Origin of the sequence: Sphingosinicella sp. (genome assembly GCF_052388015.1) — a bacterium.
In the GTDB taxonomy this organism is placed as follows: Bacteria; Pseudomonadota; Alphaproteobacteria; order Sphingomonadales; family Sphingomonadaceae; genus Allosphingosinicella.
On the sequence record NZ_JBQTIN010000063.1, the window covers coordinates 1 to 14,095 of the forward strand.

The window sequence follows — 14,095 nt, forward strand, 5'->3', positions numbered from 1 at the left end:
CCTCGTCGCGGACATGATGGTCGGTGACGCCGCTGAGATAGACCATATGCTTGCCCTGGCCGCCGCCGGTGATGCCGATATCGGTCTCGCGCGCCTCGCCGGGGCCGTTGACGACGCAGCCGAGCACGCTGAGCGACATCGGCGTGCGGATGTGGCTCAGCCGCTCCTCCAATTTCTCGACGGTGCGGATCACGTCGAACCCCTGCCGCGCGCAGGACGGGCATGAGACGACGCGCACGCCGCGGTTGCGGATGCCGAGCGCCTTCAGGATCTCGTAGCCGACGCGGACTTCCTCCTCCGGCTCGGCGGAGAGGCTGACCCGGATCGTGTCGCCGATCCCGAACCAGAGCAGGGAGCCGATGCCGATCGCGCTCTTGACGGTCCCCCCGCGCAGGCCGCCCGCCTCGGTGATGCCGAGATGCAAGGGGCAATCGACCGTCTCGGCGAGCTGCTGATAGGCGGCGACGGCGAGGAACTGGTCGGATGCCTTCACCGCGACCTTGAACGCGTGGAAATCATGGTCCTGCAGCAATTTGATATGGTCGAGCGCGCTTTCGACGAGGGCCTCGGGGCAGGGCTCGCCATATTTTTCGAGCAGGTCCTTTTCGAGGCTGCCGGCATTGACGCCGATCCGCATCGAGCAGCCGTTCGACTTCGCGGCGCGCACGACCTCGGCGACGCGCTCGGACGAGCCGATATTGCCGGGATTGATCCTGAGGCACGCCGCGCCCGCATCGGCGGCTTCGAGCGCGCGTTTGTAGTGGAAATGGATGTCGGCGACGACCGGCACGTTGGCGGAGCGGGTGATCTCGCGCATCGCCGCGGTCGATGCCACGTCCGGGCAGGAGACGCGGATGATGTCGACGCCCACTTCCTCGCAGCGGCGGATCTGGTCGATCGTCGCCTTGGCGTCGGAGGTCGGCGTGTTGGTCATCGTCTGGACGGTGACCGGCGCGCCGCCGCCGACCGGCACGTGGCCGACCATGATCTGACGGGACTGGCGGCGCGCGATGTCGCGCCACGGGCGGATGGACATGGCGGCCATATAGGCGCTCGCGCGTTGCGAGGGAAGAAACGGCCCTCGCCGAGCGCCGCGCACCGCGCTAGGAGGCGCGCGGGCTCATGATTGCCGATGGAGCTTGTCCGATGCGCCGCGTTCGCCCGATCCTGCTCACCGCCGCCCTGCTCGGCTGCACCGCCGCCAGCGACCAGGATGTCCCCGCCAACGTCCCCGGCCGCCCGTTCGCGATCGAGGAGGTCGCCCGCTTCAGCCAGCCCTGGGCGATGGCCTTCCTTCCCGGCGGCCGGCAGGCGTTGATCACCGAACGGCAGGGCAGGCTGCGCCTCTGGACGATGGGCGGACAGGCGGTCGAGGTCGGCGGCGTGCCCGCTGTTTCCTATGGCGGCCAGGGCGGGCTGGGCGACGTCATCCTCGATCCGGGCTTCGCCGGCAACGGACTCGTCTACCTCAGCTTCGCCGAGCCTGGCGAGGGCGGGACACGCCATGCCGCGGTCGGGCGGGGCCGATTGGTCACCGAGGCCGGTGCGCCCCGGATCGAGGGCTTTCAGGTGATCTGGCGGCAGACGCCCGGCTTCGAGGGGGGCGGCCATTACGGTCATCGCCTCGCTTTTTCGCCCGACGGGCGCCACCTCTTCATCAGCTCCGGCGAGCGGCAGCAGTTCACGCCTTCGCAGGACATGGGATCGAACGGCGGCAAGATCATCCGGCTCAACCCGGACGGCTCGGTGCCAGGCGACAATCCCTTCGCGTCACGCGGCGGCGTCGCGGCGCAGGTCTGGAGCCTCGGCCATCGCAACCCGCTCGGCCTTGCTTTCGATTCGCGTGGGCGGCTCTGGGAGCATGAAATGGGTCCGCGCGGCGGCGACGAGCTCAACCTGATCGAGCGCGGCGGCAATTACGGCTACGCGACCGTCTCCAACGGCGATCATTATGACGGCCGCGACATCCCCGACCATCGCCCCGGCGACGGCTTCCTGCCGCCGAAGATCACCTGGACGCCGGTGATCTCGCCGTCGAGCCTGATCTTCTATTCTGGCGCGATGTTCCCTGGGTGGCGCGGCAGCGCCCTGATCAGTGGTCTTTCCGGCCGGGCGATCGTGCGCGTCGCCTTCGACGGCGCCAGTGCCCGGGAGGCGGAGCGCTGGGACATGGGCCAGCGCATCCGCGAGCTGGAGCAGCATCCGGACGGATCGGTCTATGTGCTGGAAGATGAGCGCAATGGCTCCGGCGGCCGGCTGCTGAGGCTGGTGCCGAGCCGCTAGCGGCGGCGACCCCATTCGCGGATCACCGCCGCCTGGAAGGCGGCATCGGCGAGCAGATAGGTGGTGCACGAAGAGGAGATGCGATAGCGCGAGCTTCGCTGACCGGCCGGCCGCCGCGGCGCGTAGATCAGGACCAGCGTCCGTTCCCCGCTATTGAACTCGAGATCGCACGCCGTGCTGATTGGCGGCCTGTCGCGCTCGACCTCGAAAGCCGCTGGAGCGCGGCCCGCCAGCGTTCGGTGGACCCGCAGCCGCTCGCCGCGGCCCGGGCGGTCATAGGGCGTGACGAGTTCCACTTCGACCAGGGCCAGCGCCCCGGTCGCGATGTCGCGCGCCAATCTTTGCCGCTGCGCCGCATCCCGCGGAACGCCGACGCAAGAACAGGCGAGCGCCGCGGTCTCGGCGGCGGCGAGAACCAGTAAGGCGATGAGGAAGCGTCGCATGTTCAGACCCTCCGATAGCGGAAATACCACACTTCGCGGCCTTCGCGGCGGGCTTTCGCTTCGTAGCGGGTCTCCGGCCAGCCGACGGGGCGGACGAGGAAATCGCTTGGGCGTTCGGCGAGCCACTCGAAATCGGTGCGCCGGCCCATCACCATCATCGCCCAGCGGCAATAGACGGGATCGTCGGTGCCGAGCCTGAACTCGCCGCCCTTCTCCATTCTGGCCGCGATCAGGTCGAGCGGGCCGGGGTTGATCATCCGCCTTTTGGCGTGCCGCGCCTTGGGCCAGGGATCGGGGTGGAGGAGATAGATGAAGCGCAGGGACTCGTCCGGCAGCCGCTCCAGCACCTGCAGCGCGTCGCCATGATGCAGCCGCACATTGGCGAGGCGCCCGTCGCGGATATGCATCAACGCGCCGGCGACGCCGTTCAGGAAGGGCTCGGCACCGATGAAGCCATGATCGGGCAGCAGATCGGCGCGGTAAGCGAGATGCTCGCCGCCGCCGAAGCCGATCTCGAAATGGAGCGGGCGGTCATCGCCGAACAGGGCGCGCGGATCGATCGCTCCCTCCGGCGGCACCGCGAGCTGTGGCAGCAGCTTCCCAATCAGCTCGGCCTGGCCGGCGCGCAATGGCCGCCCCTTGGAGCGGCCATAAAGGCGGCGGATGGTCGTCGGGTCCTTGCCCATCAGCTGAACAGGCCCTTGTGCGCCTCGCGCAGCGCCGCTTTCTGCACCTTGCCCATCGCGTTGCGCGGCAGGCTCTCGGCGAAGAGGATTCGGCGCGGCTGCTTGAAGCGGGCGAGGTCGGCGAGGGCGGCGAGCAGCATCGCTTCGTCCAGCGCCGGATCGGTGCGCGTCACCACCGCCACCACCGCCTCGCCGAGATCGGGGTGCGGCACGCCGATCACCGCGCTTTCGGCAACGCCGGGCACGGCGTCGATCGCGAGCTCGATCTCCTTCGGATAGATGTTGAGGCCGCCGGCGATGATCAGGTCCTTGGTCCGGCCGACGATCGCGACGCGGCCGTCCGCCGCCATCGTCGCGATGTCGCCGGTGATTAAGAAACCGTCGGACCGCATCTCCTCGGCGGTCTTGTCGGGCCGGCGCCAATAGCCCTTGAACAGATTCGGTCCCTTGATCTCCAGAACCCCTGCCTCGCCGCGCGGCAGCTCGCGACCGGCATCGTCGCATACCCGCGCCGCGCCGCCGGGCAGCGGGAAGCCGACCGTGCCGGGCATGCGCTCGCCGTCATAGGGGTTGGAGCAGATCATGCCTGCCTCGGTCATACCGTAACGTTCGAGGATGCGATGCCCGGTTCGATCTTCGAATTCTTCGAACGTCGATTCCAGCAGGGGCGCCGAGCCGCTGACGAACAGCCGCATGCCCGCCGCCGCCGCGCGGGCGAAGGCGGGACTGGCGAGCAGCCGCGTGTAGAAGGTCGGCACGCCCATCAGGATCGTCGCGCGGGCCATGTCGGCGATCACGGCGTCGGCATTGAAGCTCTCGTGCCAGAGCATCGTCGAGCCGTTGAGCAGCGCGCCGTGCAAGGCCACGAACAAGCCGTGGACATGGTAGATCGGCAAGGCGTGAATCAGCACGTCCCCGGCCTGCCAGTGCCAGTAGTCCTTCAACGTCAGCGCGTTGGACGACAGGTTCGCGTGGCTCAGCATCGCGCCCTTGGATCGGCCTGTCGTGCCCGAGGTGTAGAGGATCGCCGCGAGATCGTCGGGCCCGCGCGGCACGGTCTCGAAATCGGCGGGCGGCGCGACCAGGTCGGCGAGGTCGAGATGGCCGGGCGCGATGATCAGCGCCGGCTCGGCATCGGCGATGAAATGTTCGAGCTCGGTCGCGGTATAGGCGGTGTTGAGCGGGACGTAGATCAGCCCTGCCCGCAGCGCGGCGAGATAGAGCAGCGCGCCCTCGACCGACTTCTCGGCCTGGACCAGGAGCCGGTCGCCGGGCTGCGCGCCGCGCGCGACCAGCGCCGCTGCATAGCCAGCGACGGCGCCGTCCAGTTCGTCATAACGAAGCCGGATGTCGCCATTTTCGACGAAGGCCGGCGTTTCGCCCGCCGCAGCGGCTGCGGCGGCGACCAGGCAATACAGGTTGGCGCTCAGAGCGCCGCCTTCAGCCGATCGACCAGGTCCGTCTTTTCCCAGGTGAAGAGATCGCCTTCGGCCTTGCGGCCGAAATGGCCGTAGGCGGCGGTCTTTTCGTAGATCGGCTTGTTGAGCGCGAGGTGGGTGCGGATGCCGCGCGGCGTCAGCCGCACCAGCGTGGGCAGCACCTCCTCCAGCTTTGTCGCGGTCGTGCCGTTCAGCTCGGTGCCGTGCAGATCGACATAGAGCGACAGCGGCTCGGCGACGCCGATCGCGTAAGAGAGCTGGATCGTGCAGCGCTTGGCAAGGCCCGCGGCGACGACATTCTTGGCGAGATAGCGGGTGACGTAGGCGGCCGAGCGGTCGACCTTGGTCGGGTCCTTGCCGCTGAACGCGCCGCCGCCATGCGGGGCCGCGCCGCCATAGGTGTCGACGATGATCTTGCGCCCCGTGAGGCCCGCGTCGCCGTCCGGCCCGCCAATCTCGAACGCGCCGGTCGGGTTGATGTGATAAACGGTCTCGTCGGAGAGCAGCTCGGCCGGCAGCGTTTCGGCCACCACGCCTTTCACATAGTCGCGCAGCTCGGCGTAGAGCGCGGGATTGGCGTGCTCGCCCTTCTCGGCATAGCCCTGCTTATGCTGGGTGGAGACGACGATCGCGGTGGCCGCGACCGGCTTGCCCTCCTCGAAGCGCAGGGTCACCTGGCTCTTCGCGTCCGGCTCCAGGAAGGGGGCACGGCCGGAGTGCCGGTCCTCGGCCATCTTCGCGAGGATCTTGTGGCTGTAATAGAGCGTGGCCGGCATCAGGTCCGGTGTCTCGTCGCAGGCGAAGCCGAACATGATGCCCTGGTCGCCGGCTCCTTCGTCCTTGTTGCCGGCCGCGTCGACGCCCTGAGCGATATGGGCCGACTGGCCGTGCAGGTAATTGTCGAACGCGGCGGTCTGCCAGTGGAAGCCGTCCTGCTCGTAGCCGATCCGCTGCACGACATGGCGGACGATCTGCTCAATCTCGTCGCGCGAGCCCGGCGCCCAGCCGTGCGTGTCGCTGAACTTTTCCTCGTCATAGACCGGCCGGCAGCGGATCTCGCCGCCGATCACAATGCGCTGGGTGGTCACGAGCGTCTCGCAGGCGACGCGCGCCTCCGGGTCCTTGCCGATGAAGTAATCGACCAAGGCGTCGGAAATCTGGTCGCTGACCTTGTCGGGATGGCCCTCGGACACGGATTCGGACGTGAAGGTGTAGTTGCTGCGCATCGCGGGAGGCGGTCCTTCGCTGGAAATTTAAGGATATAAAGGAAGCTTTATGTGCGGGCGGCTCGCTAGCGCCTTTTCCGCCCGACTGCAATCGCCCCCGCGACGAGCAGCAGAGCGAAGATCAACGGCAGGACATTGCCGAAGCGCACGAACAGGGTCGGCGGCGCGGCGCCCGGCAGCAGCGAATCGATCATCCCGGCGACGCCCGGCCGCAACTGCCCGAGCAGCACGCCATTGGCGTCGATCACCGCCGAAATGCCGGTCGGCGTCGCCCGGATCACCGGCAGACCTTCCTCGATCGCCCTCAGCCGCGCCTGGGCGAGATGCTGCGGCGGGCCCCAAGCGCCGAACCAGGCGTCGTTCGAGGGATTGAAAATGAAGTCCGGCCGGTCCGCCGGATCGACGACCTGACCGGAGAAAATGATCTCGTAGCAGATCTGCACCCCGGCCCGGCCGAAGCCGGGCAGATCGATCGTGCGCGCGCCGGGGCCGGACAGAAAATCGAGGTCGCCGGGGGCGAGCCGGCTGATGCCGAGCGCCGACAGGATCGGCCGCATCGGCAGATATTCGCCATAGGGGACGAGATGCGCCTTGTCGTAGCGGCCGCGCAGCCGGCCGGCCGGGTCGAGCGCATAGAGGCTGTTATAGGCGGCATTGGGCCGGCCGTCCGGGCCGAAGGTCAGCTCGACGCCGCCCAGCAACAGCAGGTCGTTCGGGCCGAGCAAACGGGCGATCCGCTGTCGGGCGCGCGGCTCGACCGACAGGAATTCGGGCGTCGCGGCTTCCGGCCAGAGAAGGAGGCGGGGCCGATCGGGGCGCGCGCCGCCGCTCAGCCGGGCATGGCGGCGGAAGCTCTCCTCCGCAAAGGCCGGATCCCATTTGTCCTGCTGGTTGATGTTGGGCTGGACCACACGCAGCGCGACATCGCGGGCCGGCGCTCGCGGCGCCGCGGCCCAAGCCAGCGTTCCGCCTGCTCCCGCCGCCAGCAGCACCGCCCCGGCCGCAACGCGCGTGCCTGAGCGCGCCAGCAGGAAAAGCGCACCGGCGACCAGAACGGTCAATCCGGAGAGCCCATAGGTGCCGATCCATTGCGCGGTGCCCGCCAGTCCGGTCGGCAGCAAAGTCACCCCGACCGGATTCCAGGCGAAGCCGGTGAACAGGCCGGCGCGCAGCCATTCGGTGACGATCCAGGCGGCGGCGAAGACGAGAATCAACGCGACGCGATCGTGCCGCGCCCAGCGCCAGGCCAGCCCCGCCGCCATCGCCGGGAAGATGGCGAGATAGAGCGAGAGCAGCGCCACCGCGACCCAGCCGAGCCAGGCCGGCATCGCCGCTTGGTAGGTGAAGGCGGTGGCGATCCAGTTGAGGCCGACGGTGAACTGGCCGACCCCGAACCACCAGCCGCGCGCCAGCGCGCTCCTCAGCCGCGGCGCGGTCTCGATCAGCCACAGCAACACGGCGAAGGCGGCGAGCGTCAGCGGCCACAGGCTCAGCGGCGCGAAGCCGAGCGCGCCGATCGCGCCGGCGAGGAAGGACAGGCCGATCGGCTTCATCGGCGACCGCTATGGTGAGCGTCCGCCGCAGCCGTCAAGCAACGATCAGCAGCCGCCAGTCGCCACCAAGCGTCGCGAAATAGGTAAAGGCGAGGTCGCCGAGGAAATGCACGATCATGCCGGGCACGATCGACCCGCTGTGATAGGCGAGCAGGCCGTAGACGATCCCGGCGATGAAGATGCCCGGCCCCAGGAAAAGCAGCGTCTCCAGCCCGTGCACGCCGTGGACCAAAGCGAAGACGAAGGCCTGGATGACGATCGCCGTGCCGGCGCCGAACCGCTCGAGCCCGCGCTGCATATAGCCGCGATACGCCGCTTCCTCGACGACGCCGCTGACCAGCGCCCCCATGACGACGATCGAGACGAGATAGGCGGTCGAGGGGTAGCGGCTGAGATCGGGCGGCCGCTCCGGCGCCCCGATCAGGATCCAGATGAAGGCGAGCAGGCCGATCACCGCCATCAATGACAAGGTCGCCGAGATGCCGTCCTTCGACCAGCCGTTCGAGCCGGGCTGCCACAGCCGCAGCCGGTAGCGGCGCGCGGCCTGCCATGTCTTGGGCGGCCCGCCGCCGTTCAGCCAGGCAAGGTAGACGAACAGCCAGGCCAGGGTCCCGAGCGCGGCCAAGGGGATTTCCGGGTGAAAGCCCGCATTGAGCGACGCCATCGCCACCCATGGCGCGATGCCCAAGAGGGCCACGAACAGTCCCAGGGCGATCGGCCCGGCATAAGCGAGGGTCTCGCGCCAAGTTTGTCTGAGCGTCATGATGCCTCCTCGGCCGGTATCGGGCCGGCGAGCCGGTCGCGGATCAGCGCCCGGCCGCGGTGTAGCCGCACCTTCACCGCCTCGCGGCTGATGCCGAGCCGCGCGGCCGTGTCGGCCACGCTGAGCTCGCAGAAGTAGAAAAGCAGGATCGCTTCCCGATGGGTTTCGGGCAGCGCCTCGATCGCCCGTTCGAGGTCGAGGCGAAGCTCGATATCATCCGGCCCCGCCGCGCTTTGGCTGTCGTCCTGCAGCGCCTCGATCCGCCGCCACAGCGGCGACACCAGCCCGAAGCAGATCCGCGCGACGATGCGAAGCAGCCAGAGCGGAAAGGCTGCGACCGAGCGCAAGGCCGGCAACCGACGATAGAGCGTCCACAAAGCCTCCTGGGTGGCGTCCTCGGCCATCTGCGCGACGCAATAGCGCTCGGCGTAGCGGCGGATGTGCGGCCGCGCGACGCGCAACAGCGCCTCCAGCGCCGCCGCGTCGCCGGCGCGGGCGGCGGCAATCAAGGCGGGATCGATGCCGGCGACGGCGCGTCCCTAGCGTCTCTGCGTCAGCCGACGGCCGACGAGCGCGCAAGCCGGGCAGAAGCCGACCAGCCCGGTCGCGGCGACGCACAGGCCGATCGCGACGAAGAGGAGGTTCGCCTGACCCAGCCCGAAGACGGCAAAGGCGGCGATACCGAGGCCGAGCAGGAGGCGGATCAGCCGTTCGAGTAGCGGAACATTGGCAGCGAACATGTCACGTCCTTTCGATGGCGCGACGCATCCTCGCGATGCGGGCCACCCCAAAGAGGCGCGGATCGCGCAAAAGGTTACTGGCGGCGAATGATAAAGTCAGCGCGCCTCGAACGCGATCCGGCCGTCACTCTTCGGGGCCGTAGCCCGGGTCTTCCTCGTAAGGCTCTTCCGGCGGCTCCTCGCGCGGCGGCCGGCGGCGCTCCGTTCCTCCGGGTTCCTCGCCCCGTGCCGCCGGCGGGCGCTGCGGCTGGGCGCCGTCCTCCGGCTCGGCGTTCCTCGCAATCAGCTCGTTCTCGTCGACGCGGCCGCGGGGCGCCGGAGTCTGGCTGTTGGTGCCGAAGCCCGGAATGCCCGTCGGCCCGGCGACGCCGTTGCTGGTGTTCGTGGCCGGCGGCAGCGCGACGGTGCGGGGCGCATTCCGCCCCGCCACCATATAGCCCGCACCGAAAGCGAGCGCGCTCGCGCCGAGGAGAACGATGAAATGAGAGCCTTGCCACTGGGTCGCCATGGCGCGCGACCCTACAAACTTTTCCGCCCAAGTCGAGACGCAAGCGGCGCGGTTGCGGGCGGGCGCGCCGGCGGCTAGTGGCGGCGGCTTCCGGACAAGTTCCACGAAAGACCAGATCATGACCGAAGCCCGTCTCGACGTGCTCGCGATCGGCAATGCGATCGTCGATGTCATCGCCGATTGCGACGACGCCTTCCTCGCCGCCGAGGGCCTCCAGAAGGGCATGATGCGGCTGATCGACGCGGCCGAGGCGACCCGCCTTTACGAGCATATGGGCCCAGCGCGGCAGATCAGCGGCGGCTCGGCCGGCAACACCGCGGCCGGTGTGGCGGCGCTGGGCGGCCGGGCCGGCTTCATCGGGCAGGTCGCGCCCGACCAGCTCGGCGAGTTCTATCGCCACGATCTCACCGCCACCGGCGTCGAATTCACCACCCCGGCGGCCGATCTCGGCGAGCCGACCGCCCGCTCGATGGTGCTGGTGACGCCGGACGCGCACCGGACCATGAACACCTTCCTCGGCGCCGCCCAGTTGCTGCCGCCCGCGGCGCTGGACGAAAAGCAGATCGCCGACGCCGCGATCCTCTATCTCGAAGGTTATCTCTGGGACCCGGAGACGCCGCGCTACGCGATGATCCGGGCGATCGAAGTCGCGCGCGCGGCCGGCCGCAAGGTCGCCTTCACTCTGTCCGACACCTTCTGCATCGACCGCCATCGCGACGGCTTCAACCAGCTGATCGACGGCGGCCGGATCGATGTCCTCTTCGCGAACGAAGCCGAGATCATCATGCTGACCGGCGCGCCCGATTGCGAGCTTGCGATCGATGCGGTGCGCGGCAAGGTCGAGACGCTGGTCGTCACCCGAAGCGAGCGGGGCGCGGTCGCGACCCAAAAGGGCGCGCGCGCCCGGGCTCCGGCCGAGCCAGTGGACAAGGTCGTCGATACCACCGGCGCCGGCGATCTCTTCGCCGCCGGCTTCCTCTACGGCCAGACCAGCGGCCGCGCCCTCGAAGATTCGCTGCGGATCGGCGCTATCGCCGCAGCCGAGGTGATCTCCCATTACGGGGCCCGCCCCGAGGCGGATCTCAGGGTGCTTGTCGCCGCGCGGCTGGGCTAGGCGGTCGGCGAGCCGGGAGCCGGTGTCGAGGGCATATCCGGCGCCGGCGCGGGCACATCCACGTCGGGTCCGGGCGGGTTGATCTCGGGCGGCGGCGTTTCGGGCTGGCCCGGCTGCGAAGGCATCGGCTGCTCGGGCGGCGGCTGGGTCGACATGAAATGGCTCCTCTCATTCGCGCCAAACGCGGCGCAGGCGATGGAGGTTGCCTAGCGGGAGCGCTTGAGCTCGATCTGGTTGCCGGCGGGATCGCGGACGTAGAAGGAAAGGTCCTCGTCCTTCGCGCCACCGCGCAGACCTTCCTCAACGATCTCGATATCGTGTGCCGCCAGATGGGCGCGCATCGCCGCCTCGTCCCAGTCGCCGGTGTCGAGCGCGACATGATCGACATTGCGCCCGCCCGTCACCTCCGGCCGCGCCCAAGCACCGGCCTCTGAGCCGATGTCGACGAGGTCGATCAACGCCGCGCCGGCGCGCAGCTGCGCCATGCCATACTGGGGCATGTCCCGCTCGACGGTGCAGCCGACCACCTCGCGATAGAAATGCTGCGCCGCCGCCATGTCGTCGACGAGCAGCACGACATGATCGAGACCGGCGACGGCGAAGGGAGGACGGCGCGTCATGCGGCGCTTCTACGCCGAAGCGCCCGAACGAAAAAGGGGGAGGCCAAAGCCTCCCCCAGATCGAATCAGGGACTTTCCCTAGGGCCGGATCACCGGCTGGCCGCTTTCGTCGAGCGGCGCATCCTCCGGGAAGTAGGGCGTTTCGTCGTCGGCCATCACGTCGCCGCCCTTGGCGAGCACCGAATTGTGCATGCCGTAGATGAAATAGAGCGCGATCGCGCCGAGCACGTACCAGCCGAAGAAGACCAGCACCCGGGTCTCGACGGTGAAGATCAACGCGAAGCAGGAGACGATGCCGAGCGCCGGCAGGATCGGATAGAGCGGCACCTTGTAGCCGCGCGCGATCTCCGGATGGGTCTGGCGCAGCCAGATCACGGTCAGGCAGACGATGCCGAACGCCGCCAGCGTGCCGACCGAGGTCGCATCGCCGAGGAAGTTGATGTCGAAGAAGCCGGCCGCCGTCGCCACGGCCAGGCCGACGACGAGGGTGTTGATCCACGGCGTGCGGAACGTCGGGTGGACGGTGGAGAAGACGCGCGGCAGCAGGCCGTCGCGGGCCATCGTGTAGAAGATGCGGGTCTGGCCGTACATCAGCACCAAGATGACCGAGGTGAGGCCGATGATGGCGCCCACCTTGATCGCCTTGGCGAACCATGCCCATTGCGGCCCGAACGCGTCGACCGCGACCGCGACCGGATCGGGCACGTTGAGCTGGTTGTAGGGAACGATCAGCGTCAGCACGATCGAGACCAGGATGTAGATCACGGTGCAGGCGACGAGCGAGCCGATGATCCCGAACGGCATGTCCTTCGCCGGGTTCTTCGCCTCCTGGGCGGCGGTCGAGACCGCCTCGAAGCCGATATAAGCGAAGAAGACGATCGACGCCGCACGCAGGATGCCGCCCCAGCCGAACTCGCCCTCCCGACCGGTGGCCGGCGGGATGAACGGGTCCCAATTGGGCGCGAACGCGCTCCAGTTGGAGAGGATGATGAGGCCGCCGACCAGGATGAAGGCGGTGAGCACCGTCACCTTGATCGCGACGATGACGTTGTTGACGCGCGCCGATTCCGACACGCCGATCACCAGCAGCAAGGCAAGCATCATGCAGACCAGGAAGGCGGGGAGGTTGAAGATGGTCGTGACGGGCACGCCGTTCGCCAGCACCGGCGCGCCGTCGCGCACGAGCGGATAGCCCGCCGGGCCCGTGAACTCGGGTGGAATGACGAGGCCGACATCGGCGAGCAGGCTCACCACATAGCCCGACCAGCCGACCGCGACGACCGAGGCGGCGAGGCCATATTCGAGCAGCAGCAGCGCGCCCATCACCCAAGCGGCGAACTCGCCGATGGTCGTATAGCTGTAGGTGTAGGCGGAGCCGGACACCGGCAGGGTCGATGAAAGCTCGGCATAGCACAGGCCCGCGAAAGCGCAGACGATGCCGGCAATGACGAACGACAGCAGCACCGCCGGGCCGGCATGGAGCGCGGCCGCATTGCCGGTGCGCACGAAAATGCCGGCGCCGATGATGCAGCCGATGCCGAGGAAGACCAGGTTCCAGGGGCCGAGCGAGCGCTTGAGCTCGCTGGTTTCCGTCTCGCGCTGAATCTGCGCGACGGTCTTGCGCAGGAAGATACGCCCGAGGAAGCTCCTTGGTGCACTGGCCATGATCGTCCCCTTGAAACGGATTATCGGTTTGGCGCGGAGCCTAACCGGTTCGTGCGCCGGGGCAAGCCTCTATCGCGCCAGCATCGGGCCCAGATGCCGCCCGCCGAACAGGTGGACGTGAAGGTGCGGCACCTCCTGCCCCGCGTCGCCGCCGGTATTGGCGAGCAGGCGGTAGCCCGGCGCGACGAGACCGAGATTGCGCGCCACCTTGCCGACGGCGCGGACGAAGCCGGCGATCTCCGCCTCCGAGCCGCGCGCCGAGAAATCGTCCCAGGAGACATAAGCGCCTTTGGGGATGACGAGGATGTGGACCGGCGCCTGCGCGTTGATGTCGTGGAAGGCGAGCGCATGCTCGTCCTCATGCACTTTCTTCGCCGGAATCTCGCCACGCAGGATGCGGGCGAAGATGTTCTGGTCGTCATAGGCCAAAGTGGCGTCGATCGGCATGGCTGGCTCCTTGGCTCTCGGGATAAGGCGGTCGCGAGAGCCGGGCAACGTGGCTTGACCCTCCCCCCGCCCGCGTTACGAGTCGGAGCGATGAGCGAGCAGCCGCCCGACAGCCTGATTCCCTATGACGAGATCGTCCAGGAGGCGCTGCGTGCCGTGGTCGGCCGGGTGCTGGGCGAGGTCGCGGCGACCGGGCAATTGCCCGGCGGCCATCATTTCTACATCACCTTCAAGACGCGCGCGGCCGGGGTCTCGATCCCGCGCCATCTCTTCGAGCGATTCCCGGACGAGATGACGATCGTCATCCAGAACCGCTTCTGGGATCTGAAGGTTGGCGACGATCATTTCGAGATCGGGCTGTCGTTCAACCAGGCGCCGGCGAAGCTCTCCATTCCGTTCGCGGCGATCACCAGCTTCCACGACCCCGAGGTCAACTTCCAGCTCGCTTTCCAGGCGCAGGACGACGGCCCCACGCCCGATGCGATCGAGCATGGCGAGAACGACCCGCCGCCGGCCGCGGTCCCGATCGAGGACGGTTCCAACGTCGTCGCGGTGGACTTCAAGCGGAAGAAGTGACGCCCTATAGCGTCCTTCCAGCGACGCGAGGG

At 68.5% G+C, this 14,095-nt stretch carries 17 protein-coding genes; 3 read left to right on the plus strand and 14 right to left on the minus strand.

The genetic code is table 11. From position 1 onward, the window contains the following. Positions 1-1,036: flavodoxin-dependent (E)-4-hydroxy-3-methylbut-2-enyl-diphosphate synthase (gene ispG, locus ACT4N3_RS05440; RefSeq protein WP_444854193.1), on the minus strand; the 1,036-nt coding region annotated here is incomplete at its 3' end. A 110-nt stretch (positions 1,037-1,146) separates the two neighbouring features. On the opposite strand from ispG, the gene ACT4N3_RS05445 reads away from it, so the two are divergent. Then, positions 1,147-2,283, plus strand: a complete 1,137-nt coding sequence (locus tag ACT4N3_RS05445) for a PQQ-dependent sugar dehydrogenase (protein ID WP_444854194.1) — start codon at positions 1,147-1,149, stop codon at positions 2,281-2,283. Here ACT4N3_RS05445 and ACT4N3_RS05450 read toward each other — a convergent pair. The 9 genes from ACT4N3_RS05450 to ACT4N3_RS05490 all read right to left on the minus strand — a co-directional run bounded on the left by ACT4N3_RS05450 (position 2,280) and on the right by ACT4N3_RS05490 (position 9,641). After that, a complete protein-coding gene (locus ACT4N3_RS05450; RefSeq protein WP_444854195.1) occupies positions 2,280-2,726 on the minus strand; it encodes a hypothetical protein in 447 nt (148 codons plus the stop codon). The two genes, ACT4N3_RS05445 and ACT4N3_RS05450, sit on opposite strands and share 4 nt — an antisense overlap. Positions 2,727-2,728: 2 nt before the next feature. After that, positions 2,729-3,412, minus strand: coding sequence for a tRNA (guanine(46)-N(7))-methyltransferase TrmB (gene trmB, locus ACT4N3_RS05455; RefSeq protein WP_444854196.1), 684 nt, complete (start codon positions 3,410-3,412; stop codon positions 2,729-2,731). Next, the gene (locus ACT4N3_RS05460) at positions 3,412-4,884 is read right to left on the minus strand and encodes an AMP-binding protein (protein ID WP_444854234.1); all 1,473 of its coding nucleotides are present in this window, start codon (positions 4,882-4,884) and stop codon (positions 3,412-3,414) included. The genes trmB and ACT4N3_RS05460 overlap by 1 nt, the downstream gene beginning before the upstream one ends. Beyond that, positions 4,839-6,077 carry a methionine adenosyltransferase gene (gene metK / locus ACT4N3_RS05465; RefSeq protein ID WP_444854197.1) on the minus strand — a complete coding sequence of 413 codons (1,239 nt, stop codon included), beginning with the start codon at positions 6,075-6,077 and terminating at the stop codon, positions 4,839-4,841. Before metK ends, ACT4N3_RS05460 begins: the two co-directional genes overlap by 46 nt. A 65-nt stretch (positions 6,078-6,142) precedes the next feature. Then, complete coding sequence (gene lnt / locus ACT4N3_RS05470) at positions 6,143-7,630, minus strand: apolipoprotein N-acyltransferase (RefSeq protein ID WP_444854198.1); 1,488 nt, start codon at positions 7,628-7,630, stop codon at positions 6,143-6,145. A gap of 34 nt (positions 7,631-7,664) precedes the next feature. Continuing rightward, entirely contained in the window at positions 7,665-8,393 is a 729-nt protein-coding gene (locus ACT4N3_RS05475; RefSeq protein ID WP_444854199.1) for a lysostaphin resistance A-like protein, read from the minus strand. Beyond that, complete coding sequence (locus tag ACT4N3_RS05480; RefSeq protein ID WP_444854200.1) at positions 8,390-8,902, minus strand: RNA polymerase sigma factor; 513 nt, start codon at positions 8,900-8,902, stop codon at positions 8,390-8,392. Before ACT4N3_RS05480 ends, ACT4N3_RS05475 begins: the two co-directional genes overlap by 4 nt. Before the next feature lie 30 nt (positions 8,903-8,932). Further along, on the minus strand, positions 8,933-9,133 hold the full coding sequence (locus tag ACT4N3_RS05485) for a YgaP-like transmembrane domain (RefSeq protein WP_444854201.1): 201 nt from the start codon (positions 9,131-9,133) through the stop codon (positions 8,933-8,935). Positions 9,134-9,257: 124 nt separating this feature from the next. Next, a complete protein-coding gene (locus ACT4N3_RS05490; protein WP_444854202.1) occupies positions 9,258-9,641 on the minus strand; it encodes a hypothetical protein in 384 nt (127 codons plus the stop codon). 118 nt (positions 9,642-9,759) lie between these two features. Here ACT4N3_RS05490 and ACT4N3_RS05495 point away from each other — a divergent pair, with 118 nt between their 5' ends. Then, a complete protein-coding gene (locus ACT4N3_RS05495; protein ID WP_444854203.1) occupies positions 9,760-10,755 on the plus strand; it encodes an adenosine kinase in 996 nt (331 codons plus the stop codon). Here ACT4N3_RS05495 and ACT4N3_RS05500 read toward each other — a convergent pair. From ACT4N3_RS05500 to ACT4N3_RS05515, 4 genes are all read right to left on the minus strand, one after another. After that, on the minus strand, positions 10,752-10,910 hold the full coding sequence (locus tag ACT4N3_RS05500) for a hypothetical protein (RefSeq protein ID WP_444854204.1): 159 nt from the start codon (positions 10,908-10,910) through the stop codon (positions 10,752-10,754). The two genes, ACT4N3_RS05495 and ACT4N3_RS05500, sit on opposite strands and share 4 nt — an antisense overlap. Positions 10,911-10,961: 51 nt before the next feature. Continuing rightward, complete coding sequence (locus ACT4N3_RS05505; RefSeq protein ID WP_444854205.1) at positions 10,962-11,375, minus strand: VOC family protein; 414 nt, start codon at positions 11,373-11,375, stop codon at positions 10,962-10,964. Positions 11,376-11,453: 78 nt separating this feature from the next. Beyond that, positions 11,454-13,040 carry an amino acid permease gene (locus ACT4N3_RS05510; protein ID WP_444854206.1) on the minus strand — a complete coding sequence of 529 codons (1,587 nt, stop codon included), beginning with the start codon at positions 13,038-13,040 and terminating at the stop codon, positions 11,454-11,456. A gap of 69 nt (positions 13,041-13,109) precedes the next feature. Then, positions 13,110-13,487, minus strand: coding sequence for a histidine triad nucleotide-binding protein (locus ACT4N3_RS05515; RefSeq protein ID WP_444854207.1), 378 nt, complete (start codon positions 13,485-13,487; stop codon positions 13,110-13,112). A gap of 90 nt (positions 13,488-13,577) precedes the next feature. Here ACT4N3_RS05515 and ACT4N3_RS05520 point away from each other — a divergent pair, with 90 nt between their 5' ends. Next, positions 13,578-14,063, plus strand: a complete 486-nt coding sequence (locus ACT4N3_RS05520; protein ID WP_444854208.1) for an SspB family protein — start codon at positions 13,578-13,580, stop codon at positions 14,061-14,063. Positions 14,064-14,095: the final 32 nt, after the last annotated feature.

Excerpts from the sequence above, each read along its gene's own strand:
- ACT4N3_RS05445 (WP_444854194.1), top strand. The coding sequence starts at position 1,147 with ATGCGCCGCGTTCGCCCGATCCTGCTCACCGCCGCCCTGCTCGGCTGC.
- ACT4N3_RS05450 (WP_444854195.1), bottom strand. The coding sequence starts at position 2,726 with ATGCGACGCTTCCTCATCGCCTTACTGGTTCTCGCCGCCGCCGAGACC.
- trmB (WP_444854196.1), bottom strand. The coding sequence starts at position 3,412 with ATGGGCAAGGACCCGACGACCATCCGCCGCCTTTATGGCCGCTCCAAG.
- metK (WP_444854197.1), bottom strand. The coding sequence starts at position 6,077 with ATGCGCAGCAACTACACCTTCACGTCCGAATCCGTGTCCGAGGGCCAT.
- lnt (WP_444854198.1), bottom strand. The coding sequence starts at position 7,630 with ATGAAGCCGATCGGCCTGTCCTTCCTCGCCGGCGCGATCGGCGCGCTC.
- ACT4N3_RS05475 (WP_444854199.1), bottom strand. The coding sequence starts at position 8,393 with ATGACGCTCAGACAAACTTGGCGCGAGACCCTCGCTTATGCCGGGCCG.
- ACT4N3_RS05485 (WP_444854201.1), bottom strand. The coding sequence starts at position 9,133 with ATGTTCGCTGCCAATGTTCCGCTACTCGAACGGCTGATCCGCCTCCTG.
- ACT4N3_RS05490 (WP_444854202.1), bottom strand. The coding sequence starts at position 9,641 with ATGGCGACCCAGTGGCAAGGCTCTCATTTCATCGTTCTCCTCGGCGCG.
- ACT4N3_RS05495 (WP_444854203.1), top strand. The coding sequence starts at position 9,760 with ATGACCGAAGCCCGTCTCGACGTGCTCGCGATCGGCAATGCGATCGTC.
- ACT4N3_RS05500 (WP_444854204.1), bottom strand. The coding sequence starts at position 10,910 with ATGTCGACCCAGCCGCCGCCCGAGCAGCCGATGCCTTCGCAGCCGGGC.
- ACT4N3_RS05505 (WP_444854205.1), bottom strand. The coding sequence starts at position 11,375 with ATGACGCGCCGTCCTCCCTTCGCCGTCGCCGGTCTCGATCATGTCGTG.
- ACT4N3_RS05510 (WP_444854206.1), bottom strand. The coding sequence starts at position 13,040 with ATGGCCAGTGCACCAAGGAGCTTCCTCGGGCGTATCTTCCTGCGCAAG.
- ACT4N3_RS05515 (WP_444854207.1), bottom strand. The coding sequence starts at position 13,487 with ATGCCGATCGACGCCACTTTGGCCTATGACGACCAGAACATCTTCGCC.
- ACT4N3_RS05520 (WP_444854208.1), top strand. The coding sequence starts at position 13,578 with ATGAGCGAGCAGCCGCCCGACAGCCTGATTCCCTATGACGAGATCGTC.